The sequence below is a fragment of the Limnovirga soli genome, assembly GCF_013106755.1.
GTDB lineage: Bacteria > Bacteroidota > Bacteroidia > Chitinophagales > Chitinophagaceae > Limnovirga > Limnovirga soli.
Map to the genome: position 1 here is coordinate 137,317 of NZ_WHPF01000011.1, position 15,143 is coordinate 152,459.

Consider the following 15,143-nt stretch of genomic DNA (forward strand, 5'->3'; position numbering starts at 1 on the left):
TTTAAAAATGCTATTGGTTAAACACCAGCGAAAATACCGTACCGCCCCCTTCTTTAGATTGAACCTGTATATTGCCTTTATGCAACATCATAATTTGTTTACATAAACTAAGTCCGATACCACTGCCTGTTTTTTTAGTAGTAAAAAATGGAATAAAAATGCGCTCTATTAATTCTTCGGGCATGCCATACCCATTATCTGAAACCTGTATAACTGTTTTTTGGGAAGCACTTACCGCAGCAGAAAGTTTAATAAGCGGTTCATGGGTTTCTTTTACTGCTTCAATGGCATTTACAATTAAATTAATCATTACCTGTTCTACCAGATTGGTATCTGCTTCCAGCATTAATTCGGGGTCTTTTAAAATGATATCCATTTCAATTTGCTTTTGCGCCAATGTGGGCTGCATCAGGGTGTGCAGGTTTTCGAACAAATCGCGGATATACACTTTAGACAGGTTGGGCGTGGTTATTTTATTTAGGTTACGGTAGGTTTCAGTAAACTTTAGCAGTCCCTCGCTGCGGCTGCGGATGGTTTCAATACCCAGTTCCAGGTCTTCAAAATCGTTCCAGCTATCGGCAGGCATTTTGTCTTTTGACTGGTTAAGTAGATTTTTAAGTGTATACGATAGGGAAGAAATGGGCGCTACGGAATTCATAATCTCATGGGTCATTACACTTAACAACCTTTGCCAGGCTTTGCTCTCGGTTTCGTCTAATGCTTCGTTTACGTTTTGAAAAGCAATTAATTTATACTTTTTTCCTTCGGTTTGAAAGGCGGTGGCAGACAATAATAACTTAACCGGGTTGGCATCTTTATGTGCGGTAACAATATGACTTTTAGCCAATGGTAAAGCCATGATTTCGTGGTATAATGACCAGTCACGTTTACTAAGTGAATGAATGGTTTTTAAATAGGGTACCTGTAATATTTTTTTTAAAGCTTCATTCATCCATACTACTTCGCCCGATTCTATTTCGTAGGAGAGAATGCCCGTATCTACCAGTTCCAGAATTTTTTGCAGGTATTGGTACTGGGTTTCTTTTTCTTTGGTTAAGCCTTTTAAAGTGGCATTTATTTCGTTAAATCCTTTGCGCAGGGCCTGTATTTCCATAGGTGCATGTTTTACATCAAAGCGGCGCGAAAAATCGCGGTAATGCACACTTTCTACAAACTGGTTTACCTCGTCCTGGGCTTTTTGCTGAAACCTGAAAAAATCAATCAGCTGAATAATAAGTATAGGCAATACCAGTAACAGGTACACGTAAAATTCTTTAACCAGTAAAAATGCACCAATACAAAGCACTATAAACAACAGGGCAATTTTTATAATGATAGACCATTCGTATCTTTTAAGCATCTGCTTTAATTTAAGCTATAAAGGCAATATGGGTAAAATACATCTGCTGCAATATTACCTTGTTAAATATCGTATTTACTTAAGCGGCGGTATAGGGCGGTTCTTGTAAGCCCCAGTTCCCGTGCAGCTTTGGTAATATTGCCGCCATGTTTTTCTATTACTTTCAAAATGGTATTTTTCTCCAGATTACTAAGGTTGGTATCGTCTGCTTCATCGCTAATTACGGGTGCAGATTCTATGGGTGAAAAAATAAGGTCTTTGGCCTGCAGTACATCTCCATCGCCCATAATAATGGCCCTTTCAATAGTATATTGTAATTCCCTTACATTACCGGGGTAATGGTACTGTAGTAATTTTTGCCTGGCACTTTCATCAAAATTTATGGAGGGGCGCATATACTTGCCGGCATATTGCTGCGCATAGTGTTTGGCCAGCAGAATAATATCTTCACCGCGTTTGCGCAATGGAGGTACGGTAATTTCTACGGTATTTATACGGTATACCAGGTCTTTTCTAAACCGGCTTTCGTTTGCCAGTTCCATTAAAGGCAGGTTGGTAGCGCATATAAGTCGTATATCAATAGGCATAGCCTGGTTGGCGCCTAGGCGTGTTACCATTCTGTTTTGTAAAACCGTAAGTAGTTTAGCTTGCTGGGCAAGGGCAATATTACCAATCTCGTCTAAAAATAGGGTGCCCCCATTGGCACTTTCAAAACGGCCTACACGGTCTTCACGGGCATCGGTAAATGCGCCTTTTTTGTGGCCAAATAATTCACTTTCAAACAGGGTTTCGGTTAAAGCACCTACATCTACTTTTACAAAAGGTTTATCTGCCCGCAGTGATCTTTCGTGAATGGCTTTGGCAATAAGGTCTTTACCAGTGCCATTTTCGCCAAGTATAAGTACATTGGCATCGGTAGGGGCAATTTTAGAAATTTTGTAAAAAATATCCTGCATTACCTCGCTGGTGCCAATCATGTCTTTACCGAGGTTAACATCACCGCCCATGCTGCCTGTCTTATTTTTTACACCTGTTTTGCCTTTAATGGCATCGGCAATGGTGCTAATCAATTTATCGTTATGCCAGGGTTTAACTACAAAATCTGCAGCCCCTTCTTTTAAGGATCTAACGGCAAGATCAATATCGCCATAGGCGGTAATCATAATAACCGATATATCGGGCCGTAATTCTTTCACCCGCTTTAGCCAGAAAATACCTTCGTTACCGGTATTTATAGAGGATTTAAAGTTCATATCCAGTAGCAGCAAATCAAAATTATTTTTGCTTAATAGTGACAGCAGGTTCTCCGGATTTTTTTCGGTGATAATTTCCTTTACCTCTGTTTTTAATAATAGCCTAACCGCGGTTAAAATATCCGGATCATCGTCTACCGCAAGGATAGAAAATTTTTTCAGGTTCATCATGTATCACTCTTTTTAGTATGCTTATTAATGTGTGAGCCGGGCGTTAAAACCAGCATTGGCTTTACTTGCGTCGCACTCTTGTACGTTCTGGCCAATTGGCAGCAAAATACGGTCATTTCATTATCTGCCAATCTATTGTGCCAACCATTGCTATAAATATACCAATTGTTTTAAATGAATGATATTGAAATGCTTATCCAAAACAGGCCATTGCCCGCTGTTGCAATTGCGTACACAAAGTGTATCAAAAGCGTACACCCGTTTTGAATAAATTTTTGTAAAGCATTGTTTTTCAATGCAAAAATTTCTGGCACTACTATTTATTTAATATAGCAGCAGAGTTTTTTGACAAGTTGAATTTTTGGGTAACAGCTTTTAGGGTAGCTGCAGTGTTTACAGGCCTGTAGCCACCACTTTAGCTGATAAGGCTTACAGCTTTTTGCAGGCATAACCAATAACAAAGTAAACAACAATATATTCTCATGTACAAAACAAACCTGTGTTTCTACACCGGGTTTTTATAAAGAGAAAATTGGTTTTTTCTGCGTTAGGGATTGCAACGAAAAGCCCGGAGCCCCGCCCCGGGGCGAGGACTTGCAGTGAAAAGCCCGGCCCGCAGGGAACGCCCAACAATAACAACCAATAACCAGTAATTTTAAAATTAACAACAACGATAAATTTTACACTGTGGACAGAGTAATTGAAAAAAAGAAATGGACAACCAAAAAAATACTCACCATTGCCGGTATTACCGCATTGGTAGCATTAATTGCAGCCAGTTATTATTTTACATCGGGCAATAGTAAACTGAATGTAGAGACAGACAGGTTACAAATCTCGGAAGTAAAAAAAGGAATATTCCAGGAAAACATTCCCGTAAACGGTGTGGTTTTACCAGAAACCACTATTTATTTGGATGCTGTAGAGGGTGGCCGCGTAGAAGAAAAATTTGTGGAAGATGGAGCCATGATGACCAAGGGACAACCCATTTTAAGATTAAGCAATACCGATTTGGAATTGAGTTTGGTAAACCAGGAAACATCGGTATATAACCTGTTAACCCAAATGCAGATCTCGAAAAATGCAGCCCAGCAAAACACCATTAACAACCTTAATCAAATGACGGATGCCGAGAATAATCTTAAAGAAGCTGAAAGGGTGTATAACCTGAATAAGCATTTGTTTGAGCAAAAAGTAATTGGATCCCAGGAGTTTAAAAAAAGTGAGAATGAGTATTACTACCAACTGAATAAAAAGAAGCTTTCTCAACAGGTATTAAAACAGGATTCGTTATCAAACACGCAGCAGTTAATACAGGCCAAACAATCGTACGAAGGTTCTCAAAATGCACTGTCAGTAATGCGTAAAAAAGTGGGCGACCTGATAGTACGTGCCCCGGTAGATGGCCAGTTAACATCGCTGGATGCAGAAGTAGGTCAGAATAAAAATAAAGGCGAAAGATTGGGCCAGCTGGATGTAATGAGTGGCTATAAAGTAAGGGTAGATGTAGACGAACATTATATTTCGCGTATTTATGTGGGCTTAAGAGGTAGCTTTAGCTTTGCCGATACCAGTTACCAGCTGGAAATTAAAAAAGTATATACACAGGTTACCAGTGGCCGCTTTCAGGTAGATATGGAATTTGTAGGCAAAGTGCCAAAAGGCATACGCCGCGGACAAACCTTACAAATTCTATTGGCATTAAGCGATGAAAGACAATCGCTGCTGTTGGCCAAAGGCGGTTTTTACCAGCAAACAGGTGGTAACTGGATATTTAAAGTAAGCAAGGATGGCAGCACAGCCTATAAGGTAAACATTCAACTGGGCAACCAAAATACAGATGCCTATGAAGTATTGCAAGGCCTTGAACCCGGAGATAAAGTAATTACCAGTAGTTATGAGAATTACGAGAACATGCAGGAGCTGGTATTAAAGAAAAAATAATTACCAAAATAATATTGAACAGTTAATATACACACAACAATTTACCTCATCAGGCAAAAGCCAATTGCCTGGGAACAAAACAAAAAATGCTATGATAAAGATAACCAGTCTGGAAAAAGTATACCGCACAGAAGAAGTAGAAACCATTGCCTTAAACAAACTTTCTATTGAAGTAAAGGAAGGAGAATTTGTATCGGTAATGGGCCCCAGTGGTTGCGGCAAATCTACCCTGTTAAATATCCTGGGTTTGCTGGACGATCCCGATGCAGGCAGCTTTATTTTTAACGGTATTGAAGTGGCCGGTTTTAACGAGCGTAAACGTGCCGATTTACGTAAACACAATATTGGGTTTGTTTTTCAAAGCTTTAACCTGATAGATGAACTTACCGTTTTTGAAAATGTAGAATTGCCGTTGATTTATACCGGCATGAAAGCGCCGGAGCGTAAGAAAAGAGTAGAAGAAGTACTGGAAAAAGTACAGATCATGCACCGCCGTAACCATTACCCGCAACAATTATCCGGCGGTCAGCAGCAACGTGTGGCAGTTGCACGTGCCGTAGTAAATAAGCCAAAGCTAATTTTGGCCGATGAGCCTACCGGTAATCTGGATAGCCATAATGGTAACGAGGTAATGGAATTATTAACCGAATTAAATGAACAGGGTACCACCATCATTATGGTTACACACAGCGAGCATGATGCCAAGTACAGCCACCGCATTATTCGTATGCTGGATGGGCAAACTGTAACCGAAAACATATTAATCTAACAACGAAATATAGCTGTACCTATAAATTGTTTATCATGAAAAATGCCACAAAAAATACCATGTTTATTTTACTGTTTACCATAATGGTTGGTTGTATTGTGGTGATGGCCGGTAGTATTTACCAGTCTCAAATAACAGTTAAAAATATTGATACCGCGGCACCCCAAAATAACATGGAAACCACCACCGGTTGTTGCCAGACAGATAGTGAAACACCCGGGCAGTTTATTGCTTTTAGAATGTTGCAACTATTATAATTTTTTATTTGGGTACCGGCAGTTGAATTGCTATTAAACATCGTTGTGTCACTCACTTGTACACCGGCACAACAGGCAGCAAAAAAAGAACGATTAATAAAGCCAATACACCATGTAATTATGGGTGGTGGTAAAACGATGCTTTTTCTAAATAACCCTCAACCCGATAAACTGCTAATACATACACCAGCATTGGTAAAAATAGCAACTATGATTAAAAATTATTTTACAATAGCATTTAGAAACCTCTTTAAAAATAAAGGGTTTTCTATTATTAATATTACGGGCCTTGCAGTAGGTATGGCTAGTGCTGTACTTATTTTACTATGGATACAAAACGAAGTATCCTACGATCAGTTTCATGAAAACAAAGACCGCATTTATGAAATGTGGAACAAAGCCAGTTTTAGTGGCAAACTACAAAGCTGGAACACCACCCCAAAAATTCTTGCACGCACTATAGAGCGTGATATACCCGAAGTAGAAAGAGCCGTTCGTGTTAACTGGACAGGCAGCTTGTTATTTAGCATAGGCGAAAAAAGGCTTACTGTAAGGGGCAATATGGTAGATTCAGGTTTTTTGCAAATGTTTAGTTTCCCGCTGTTGCAGGGCAATGCCTTAACTGCATTAAACGATATGCACTCCATTGTAATTACGCAGCAATTGGCCATTAGCCTGTTTGGTAATGATAAGGAGGCCATGGGGAAAGTAATAAAAATAGATAATAAAGATAATTTTACAGTAACTGGTGTTGTTACCACTCCCCCCAATAATTCAAGGTTCGATTTTGAATACCTGTTGCCATGGTCTTACTTAAGGGCACGAGGAGAAGATGATGAAAACTGGGGCAATAATTCTACCCGCACTTATGTAATGCTAAAGCCCGGTGTAAACATAAGTGGAGTGCAAGCAAAAGTAAAAGTGCTGAAACAGAAATATGATAAGGATGAACCAACCTGGGAAATGTTTATTTACCCCATGAGCCGCTGGCGTTTATACTCCAGTTTTACCAATGGCGTAGAAGATGGTAATGGCCGTATTACATTCGTAACTATGTTTGGTATCATTGCAGCTTTTATATTGCTGATTGCCTGCATTAATTTTATGAACCTTAGCACGGCCCGTAGCGAGAAAAGAGCAAAGGAAGTGGGCATACGCAAAGTAGTTGGTGCTTCCCGCCAATCATTGATTGCTCAATTTATTGGCGAATCTGTTATCCTGTCATTTATATCTGGTATACTGGCTATTGTAATTGTAGAGTTGGTATTACCTTCTTTTAACAGCCTAACTGATAAACATTTGTTTATTGATTTTACGGATATATATTTCTGGCTATCAGGTATTGGATTTATTTTGTTTACGGGTTTATTGGCAGGTAGTTACCCGGCATTCTTTATGTCGTCCTTTAAACCGGTATCTGTATTAAAAGGTACCTTTAAAAAGGCAAATGCTTTAATTACACCCCGCAAAGTATTGGTAGTAATGCAATTTACTTTTGCCATAATACTAATCATATGCACCATCATTGTAAAACAACAAATTGATTATGCCCAAAGCCGCGAAACTGGCTATAATAAAAACAACCTTATTTATCATCCTTTCACCGGTGATATAGAAAAAAATTATCTGCTAATCAAGCAGGAATTATTGGCTGCCGGTATAGCCAGTTCAGTTACCAAAACAAGTGCCCCACTTACCCAAAGCTGGAGCGATGGATGGGGTCAGGAATGGGAAGGCAAAGACCCTAATGATAAAACAGATTTTTACAGGTATAACGAAGATGAAGGCCTTGGCCAAACTGCCGGATTAACATTTGTACAAGGCAGGGATTTTGATTTAAAAAAATTTCCTACAGATTCAAATGCCATGATTATTAATGAATCTGCTTTAAAAGTGATGAAGTTTAAAAACCCTATTGGCCAAATTGTAAAAGATAACGGACAAGAATGGCATATAGTAGGCGTAATAAAAGATTTTATTTTAACCTCGCCCTACGAACCAACCAGGCCCATGTTAATTGCCGGGGCGAATGCCTGGTTTCAAACCTTACTGATTAAGTTTAACGAGCAAGGCAATACCGCTGATAACCTGCAAAAAGCAGCAGCCATCTTTAAAAAGTATAACCCTGAATATCCGTTTGATTACACATTTGTAGACAAAGAGTATGAGCAGAAATTTGATAACGAACAACGCACGGCAAAACTGGCCGGTTTGTTTTCGGGGTTAACTATTTTTATTTCTTGTTTGGGTTTATTTGGGCTTGCAACCTATATGGCAGAAAACAGGATAAAGGAAATTGGTGTAAGAAAGGTAATGGGTGCTTCAGTTGCAGGTATCGCTGCTTTATTATCGAAAGATTTTCTTAAACTGGTTTTAATCTCATTTGTCATTGCATCGCCTGTTGCATGGTGGGCTATGAACAGCTGGCTAAATGATTATACCTATCGTACACCAATCAACTGGTGGGTATTTGCGATAGCCGCAATTGGCTCGGTATTAATTGCCATTATTACGGTAAGTTATCAGGCTATAAAAGCTGCAGTAGCCAATCCTGTAAAAAGCCTTAGAACAGAATAATTTCTTTTATAAAAACTGTAACTAAAAACATATACAATCGTTCAATACCGGGGCATAGTATTTTAGCCGAATTAAGTTACGAAAGCACAAGAGTGCGACGCAAGCGGCGATGCTATAAGTGCTATTGCCCGGAACAAAACATTTAAAACATTTAAAACAAGGTATTATGAAAAAGCTCATTCTGGTATTTGCGGTTATTGGTTTTACAACGCTGGCGCAGGCACAGGGTAATAAAACACCTTACATTACAAAAAACATTAGCGAAACTATTAAACAGGTTCAGGTAGAAACCTCAGGCGGTAGTATTGAAGTAGCGGGTGGTACCAACGAAACAAAAGTGGAAGTTTTTATTACAGGCAACAACGGCTTAAACGCCATTTCTAACGAAGAAATTGAAGCCAGATTGAAAGAATCCTATACGCTTGACGTGCATGTTACTGATGATAAACTGGTAGCTATTGCCAAACAAAAAAGCAATAACATGAACTGGAAAAAATCATTAAGTATTTCGTTTAAAATTTATGTGCCGGTTCAGGTAAATACACAGCTTACAACCAGCGGGGGCAGTATTAACCTTAGTAACCTTAACGGTTCGCAACGGTTTGCTACCAGCGGTGGAAGCCTTACATTAGATAAGCTGGCTGGCAATACAAAGGGCAGTACTTCGGGCGGCAGTATTAAAGTTAGCAACTCAACAGATAATATTGATTTAAGCACTAGCGGTGGTAGCATTAATGCAGATGGTTGTAAAGGCAATCTTGATTTAAGCACAAGTGGTGGCTCGGTACATTTGTTTAATCTGGATGGCATCATAAATGCCGCAACCAGTGGTGGCAAAATTGAAGGCAATAATATTACCGGCGAACTATCGGCCGCAACCAGTGGCGGCAGTATTAACCTCACCAATATTGCAGGCAGCTTAAGTGCGGGCACCAGCGGTGGCAGTATGAATATTGGTATTACCAAAATGGGCAGTTATTTAAAGCTGGGCAATTCAGGTGGTAATATTGATATTAGCTTACCCAAAAACCAGGGGCTTGATCTTGATTTAAAAGCCAATAAAATTAAAGTAAGCAGCCTGAATAATTTTAATGGTACAACTGATGAAAATAGCATCAATGGCACATTAAATGGCGGTGGAGTACCTGTAAAAGTAAAAGCCTCCAGTGGCAGAATCAATATCAACTTTAACTAGTATAAAAGGCCTATAACTATTTATGGGCCAGGCTGCAGTACTAGAGTCAGCAGTACTTGCGTCGCACACTTGTACGGTTTGTGCAATGTGCGGCACAAAGAGTTTAACGGCATGCATAGGTAACCATGCGCACAATAAAAACTAAAACAAATTAATTACACCAATAATTGATGTTATGTTTAAAAATTATTTTAAAACTGCCTGGAGAAATATACGTGCCAATAAACTTTTTACAGTGCTTAATATTGCAGGACTGGCCATTGGCTTGTGTGTTTTTATATTATTGTTTGCCCATATTGCCAACGAATTAAGTTTCGACCGCATGTATACAAACGGTAACAATATTTATCGTGTAAACATGGAAACAACTGCCCAATACAATAGTGAACAATGGGCAGAATTACCCAATGCAGTTGGGCCGGCCATGCTAAAGGATATACCTCAGGTAAAATCATTTACCCGGTTGGTAAAAAATGATTTTGGTGCCACCGCCTCTTTAAAAGTGGGCGATAAAAATTTTGTTGAAAACGGACTTTACCTGGCCGATGCAAGCGTATTTACCGTCTTTGATTTTAGTTTTGAAGAGGGTACTATTGCTGCAGCTTTTACACAACCCAATTCAATAGTTATTTCAACATCGGCGAAAGAAAGGTTGTTTGGCAATCAGCAGGCAATGGGTAAAACCATCGCCATTAATAACAGGGATACGGTATATGTATCTGGTGTTTATAAGGATTTGCCTGTAAACAGCACCATTGATTGCGACATGATCTATAATATTATGGATTCCTGGATGGGCCAAAATGTTTCCTGGAGCAATGCCAGTTTTGAAACCTACTGTTTATTACAACCAACAGCCAATATTGCTTCCGTACAACAAATGGCAACAGGCTTAATTAATAAGTACGTTCCCAAAGATGAACAATATTATACCAGGTTTATGTTGCAGCCTTTGGCAGACATACATTTATATTCTACCAATTTAAGGCAAGGATATTCAGCAAAAATGGGCAGTATAACTACCATTAAAAGTCTGTTGTTCCTTTCTTTACTTATTTTATTAATAGCCTGTATTAATTATATGAACCTGGCCACTGCACGTTCGCAGAAAAGAGCCAAAGGAGTGGGCGTAAATAAGGTTCTGGGTGCCAACATAAAACAAATGTTGATGCACTTTTATACCGAAACTGGTATACTTACCTTTATTTCTATCGCAATGGGCTATGCACTGGCCATTATTTTACTTCCCTTTTTTAGAAATATTACAGGCAGCGAATTAAACAATGCCAATTTGTATTCAACGCCCATTTTATTAAGCCTTGTATTGGTATGGCTGTTGGTTACCATGGTGGCCGGTAGCTACCCAGCCATCTCCATGTCGCGTATTTCGCCACTGATATTGATGAACAAATCAAAGCAAAAGCATTCGCTGGCCGATTTAATCAGAAAATCATTGGTAGTGTTTCAATTTGCCTGCTCAATTATTTTAATTATTGCAGTAATGGTAATATACCAGCAATTGCAATATATCACCAATAAAAATCTGGGATATAATCCCAAAGGCATTATTGCGGTTTCCATTAAATCAGCAGAAAACGATCAGCAAATTAACACAGCCATCACCGATATTAAAAACCTGGCAGTTATTGAAAATGTATCTGTTGTACAATCCATACCCGGCGAAACAGAAAGTGGAAGATCTGTTCGTAAATTGGCTACAGATAAAGAAGGCTTTCCGGTTAAAACCTGTCGTACAGATGGCGCCATAACGGAAACTATGCAATTGCAATTGTTAGCCGGCAATCCCCTGCCTAAAAGCTTATCCCAGCAGGATACTACCTGTTATGTTTTGATTAATGAAACGGTAGCCAAATACCTGGGTTACAAAACTCCGCAAGAAGCTGTAGGTAAAAATGTCATCTCAGAAATGTCTGAAAATGCTTCGGTAATTACCGGAGTAGTAAAAAACTTTAATTATCAATCGCTAAAAGATGATATTGGCGGCTATGTTTATTACGAAATGAATAGGGCGCCTGAATATTTAAGAACCCTGCTAGTAAGGTATAACACGCAAAATCTGCCGCAGTTGGTTCAACAATTAGAAGGTGTATTTAAAAATGATTTACCCAATACTGCCTTTGATTATAAATTCCTGGATACGCATATTCAAAACCGGTATGCGGCAGAAACAAAAACCGCCAATACCATAACTGTGTTTTCGTTACTGGCCATATTTATTGCCTGTCTGGGTTTATTTGGTTTGGCTGCATTTACTGCAGAACAACGCACAAAAGAAATTGGTATACGAAAAGTTTTGGGCGCCTCTCTGGCCGATGTGTCGGCCATGCTTTCTAAAGATTTTTTACAACTGGTTTTGATTGCTGCCATCATTGCTTTTCCGGTAGCTTGGTGGGCCATGCAACAATGGTTACAAAACTTTGCCTTTAAAATTGACATAAGCTGGTGGGTATTTCTATTGGCTGGTTTAGCTGCCATCATAATAGCCCTGATTACGGTAAGTTTCCAGTCAATTAAAGCAGCGATAGCCAATCCCGTAAAGAGTTTGAGAACGGAGTAGGAGAATGTGCGAATGTGCAGATATGTGGATTAGAGAATGAATTTTTTTGATCCATACTGTATGTCAATAATTAAACATCCGTTGCGTCGCACTCTTGTACGCTTTGTTCAATATTGATCTGAAAGTATAAGTGAGGTATTTGCGTGACGAAGCAGCAAATACTTAACAATGGTTGATGAGTAAAGAACAAAAGCAGGTACAAAAAATATTGATTCCAGCCTTAACCGCAGAACAATATTGATTCATGTAAAACAAGTAACGCCATGTTTAGGAATTATTTCAAAATTGCTTTTCGCAACCTGTGGAGAAACAAAAGTTTTTCGCTTATTAATATTATTGGTTTGGCTATTGGCATAGCTACCTGTCTTATTATTATGCTGTATGTAAATAATGAACTTAGCTATGATAAGTTTAATGAGAAGGCAGATCAGATGTATACAGTATATTTTCAGGGAAATGTACAGGGCGAAAAAATGAATGAAGCTGCTGTAATGCCACCGGTAGCACAAACACTTAAAAGAGATTTTCCCGAAGTAGAAGCGGCTACCCGTTTACGTACTTATGGCACTCCTAAACTGGTATACAATAACAAGTCATTTAAAGAAGATGCGTTTGCATTTGTTGACTCAAATTTCTTTCAGGTATTTACATTGCCGCTTTTAAAAGGCAATCCCAAAACCGCTTTACTGGAACCTTATACGGTAGTTATTACAAAGGCATTGGCTAAAAAATATTTTGGCAATGAAGATCCAATGGGTAAAATAATTGCCTTTAAAGATGATGCCAATACCTCTTATAAAGTAACAGGCTTAATTGATAAAGTGCCTGTAAACGCCAATTTTCATTTTGAGCTCTTTGCATCTATGGCCAGCCTGCCAGAATCAAGAGAACCAACCTGGATGACCTCTAATTTTTTTACCTACCTGGTTTTAGCAAAGGGCTACGATTATAAAAAGCTGGAAGCAAAAATGCCGGAGGTGGTAGATAAATATATGGGGCCTCAAATGTTAAATGCCATGGGCATGTCGCTGGCAGATTTTAGAAAAAATGGTAATGATATCAGTTTTCATATAGAACCCATAACGGATATACACCTTGACCCTGCCTATCCCAACGCACTTGGCCAGTCCGGCGATATAACGAATGTGTACATTTTTGCAGCTATTGCTGTATTTATGCTGCTGATAGCCTGTATAAATTTTATGAATCTCTCTACGGCAGGTGCATCAAAACGCTCAAAAGAAGTAGGTATACGGAAAGTATTGGGCTCTTTAAAAACAGAGCTGGTAAAACAATTCCTTTTTGAATCTATTATTATTGCTGCCATTGCCTTGATATTAGCGATGGGTTTAATATACCTTGCTTTACCTGCCTTTAATCAATTGGCAGATCAGCAGTTAACCCTTAATTTTTTTGAACATCCTTTGCTTTTGCCCGGACTTATTTTATTTGTTTTATTCACAGGTGTTCTTGCGGGTAGTTATCCTGCATTTTACCTTTCTTCCTTTAAACCCGTAGCCGTACTAAAAGGAAAATTTTCGGCAGCAAAAAACAGTATTGGGTTAAGAAGTAGTTTGGTGGTTTTTCAATTTTTTATTTCTATTCTATTAATTGTGGGTAGTACTGTTGTATTTAAACAACTGTCGTACATGCAGCATAAGGATATTGGTTATAATAAAGAGCAGGTATTAATTATCCCGGATCTTTGGATGTTGGGCAATAACCAGGAAGCATTTTATCACCTGGTTAAAAACAATCCTATAGTGCAAAGTGTTACCCGTTCTGGTTTTTTACCTGCAGGCAGAAGCGATAATAATAATTTCTTTATATCTCCTGCCCAAAACCCGGGGCAAATGGTTAAAACACTGCGTTATGATATTGATGAAAACTATATAGCCACACTTGGCATTAAATTACATACAGGCAGAAATTTTTCTGCCGGCTTTCCAACTGATTCATCAGCCGTTATTTTAAACGAAACTGCTGCTAGGATATTAGGTTGGGGCGATAAGGCAATTGGGCAAACTATTTCACATACTGATAATCAGGGACAGAAAACCAATTACCATGTAATAGGAATTGTAAAGGATTTTAACTTTAAATCGCTGCACGAACTGGTTTCACCTTTAGTCATGTCACTAGCGCCTAATCCTTCTACCGTGGTGGCCAAACTTACCACAGCAGATGCAACAACCCTGATTAGCAAACTTTCCAAATCGTGGGTTGCTTTTGGTGCAGAAGATGCTATGTCTTATTCTTTTCTTGACGACCGGTTTAATAGCACCTATAAAGCTGAACAAAAAACCGGAACGATACTGGGTATTTTTGCCGGTCTTACTATTTTGGTAGCCTGCCTGGGTTTGTTTGGTCTTGCTATGTTTACCGCACAGCAACGCACCAAAGAAATTGGCATTCGTAAAGTATTGGGTGCCAGCGTTACACAGGTAACTAATATGCTTTCAAAAGAATTTTTGCAATTGGTAATTATTGCCTGTGTTATTGCATTTCCATTATCGTACTGGGCCATGACCAAATGGTTGCAGGACTTTGCCTACCGTACAGATATTAGCTGGTGGGTATTTGCCATAGCCGCAGTGGCTGCATTGCTGATAGCATTAATTACGGTAAGCTTTCAAGCCATTAAAGCTGCATTGGCAAACCCGGTTAAAAGTTTGAGAACGGAATAATGCGATGTGCAGGTAGATGTGCGGATGTGCAAATGTGCGGAGGTGCATATAGATGTATGAATGTGCAAATGTACAGATGGGGTGATATATTAATTGGTTGCTCCTTTTTCTGCAAACTGTGTGCAGATTATTTTATGGGACAATTCTGCTATTTGCATACATACATTTCTTGCTGCCATACATGCTACCGTACAAGAGTGCGACGCAAGTAAAGTTTAATTGCATAACTATAGCATGGCTAATAATGTCGACTGATTTAAATGGCTGCTGTATTATTTTTTTCATTGTAAACAGCCTGTATTTTCTCCTCCATTTTTTTAAAACTAATACTGTAATATTTGGCTTTGTTCAA

Annotated in this window: 9 protein-coding genes; 7 read left to right on the forward strand and 2 right to left on the reverse strand. The window is 38.9% G+C overall.

Annotated features, from left to right (window positions below; genetic code table 11):
• Window positions 1-10: 10 nt before the first annotated feature.
• Entirely contained in the window at window positions 11-1,360 is a 1,350-nt protein-coding gene (locus tag GD597_RS15815) for a sensor histidine kinase (RefSeq protein ID WP_171608859.1), read from the reverse strand.
• 62 nt (window positions 1,361-1,422) lie between these two features.
• Window positions 1,423-2,784 (reverse strand): sigma-54-dependent transcriptional regulator, encoded by a 1,362-nt coding sequence (locus tag GD597_RS15820; protein WP_235954319.1) that lies wholly within the window; start codon window positions 2,782-2,784, stop codon window positions 1,423-1,425.
• A gap of 687 nt (window positions 2,785-3,471) precedes the next feature.
• On the opposite strand from GD597_RS15820, the gene GD597_RS22150 reads away from it, so the two are divergent.
• The 7 genes from GD597_RS22150 to GD597_RS15855 all read left to right on the forward strand — a co-directional run bounded on the left by GD597_RS22150 (window position 3,472) and on the right by GD597_RS15855 (window position 14,791).
• Window positions 3,472-4,728, forward strand: coding sequence for an efflux RND transporter periplasmic adaptor subunit (locus tag GD597_RS22150; protein WP_171608860.1), 1,257 nt, complete (start codon window positions 3,472-3,474; stop codon window positions 4,726-4,728).
• 91 nt (window positions 4,729-4,819) lie between these two features.
• Window positions 4,820-5,497 (forward strand): ABC transporter ATP-binding protein, encoded by a 678-nt coding sequence (locus GD597_RS15830; protein WP_171608861.1) that lies wholly within the window; start codon window positions 4,820-4,822, stop codon window positions 5,495-5,497.
• Window positions 5,498-5,532: 35 nt separating this feature from the next.
• Window positions 5,533-5,754 (forward strand): hypothetical protein, encoded by a 222-nt coding sequence (locus tag GD597_RS15835; RefSeq protein ID WP_171608862.1) that lies wholly within the window; start codon window positions 5,533-5,535, stop codon window positions 5,752-5,754.
• 45 nt (window positions 5,755-5,799) lie between these two features.
• Window positions 5,800-8,331, forward strand: coding sequence for an ABC transporter permease (locus GD597_RS15840; protein WP_317170315.1), 2,532 nt, complete (start codon window positions 5,800-5,802; stop codon window positions 8,329-8,331).
• Between the two features lie 166 nt (window positions 8,332-8,497).
• Window positions 8,498-9,526: a DUF4097 family beta strand repeat-containing protein gene (locus GD597_RS15845; protein WP_171608863.1), complete on the forward strand. Its 1,029-nt coding sequence runs from the start codon at window positions 8,498-8,500 to the stop codon at window positions 9,524-9,526.
• 175 nt (window positions 9,527-9,701) lie between these two features.
• Entirely contained in the window at window positions 9,702-12,104 is a 2,403-nt protein-coding gene (locus tag GD597_RS15850) for an ABC transporter permease (protein ID WP_171608864.1), read from the forward strand.
• A 263-nt stretch (window positions 12,105-12,367) separates the two neighbouring features.
• Window positions 12,368-14,791: an ABC transporter permease gene (locus tag GD597_RS15855; protein WP_171608865.1), complete on the forward strand. Its 2,424-nt coding sequence runs from the start codon at window positions 12,368-12,370 to the stop codon at window positions 14,789-14,791.
• Window positions 14,792-15,143 lie beyond the last annotated feature (352 nt).

Bases quoted from the DNA above. Each gene is read 5' to 3' on its own strand.
- GD597_RS15815 (WP_171608859.1), bottom strand. From the start codon at position 1,360: ATGCTTAAAAGATACGAATGGTCTATCATTATAAAAATTGCCCTGTTG.
- GD597_RS15820 (WP_235954319.1), bottom strand. From the start codon at position 2,784: ATGATGAACCTGAAAAAATTTTCTATCCTTGCGGTAGACGATGATCCG.
- GD597_RS15830 (WP_171608861.1), top strand. From the start codon at position 4,820: ATGATAAAGATAACCAGTCTGGAAAAAGTATACCGCACAGAAGAAGTA.
- GD597_RS15835 (WP_171608862.1), top strand. From the start codon at position 5,533: ATGAAAAATGCCACAAAAAATACCATGTTTATTTTACTGTTTACCATA.
- GD597_RS15845 (WP_171608863.1), top strand. From the start codon at position 8,498: ATGAAAAAGCTCATTCTGGTATTTGCGGTTATTGGTTTTACAACGCTG.
- GD597_RS15850 (WP_171608864.1), top strand. From the start codon at position 9,702: ATGTTTAAAAATTATTTTAAAACTGCCTGGAGAAATATACGTGCCAAT.
- GD597_RS15855 (WP_171608865.1), top strand. From the start codon at position 12,368: ATGTTTAGGAATTATTTCAAAATTGCTTTTCGCAACCTGTGGAGAAAC.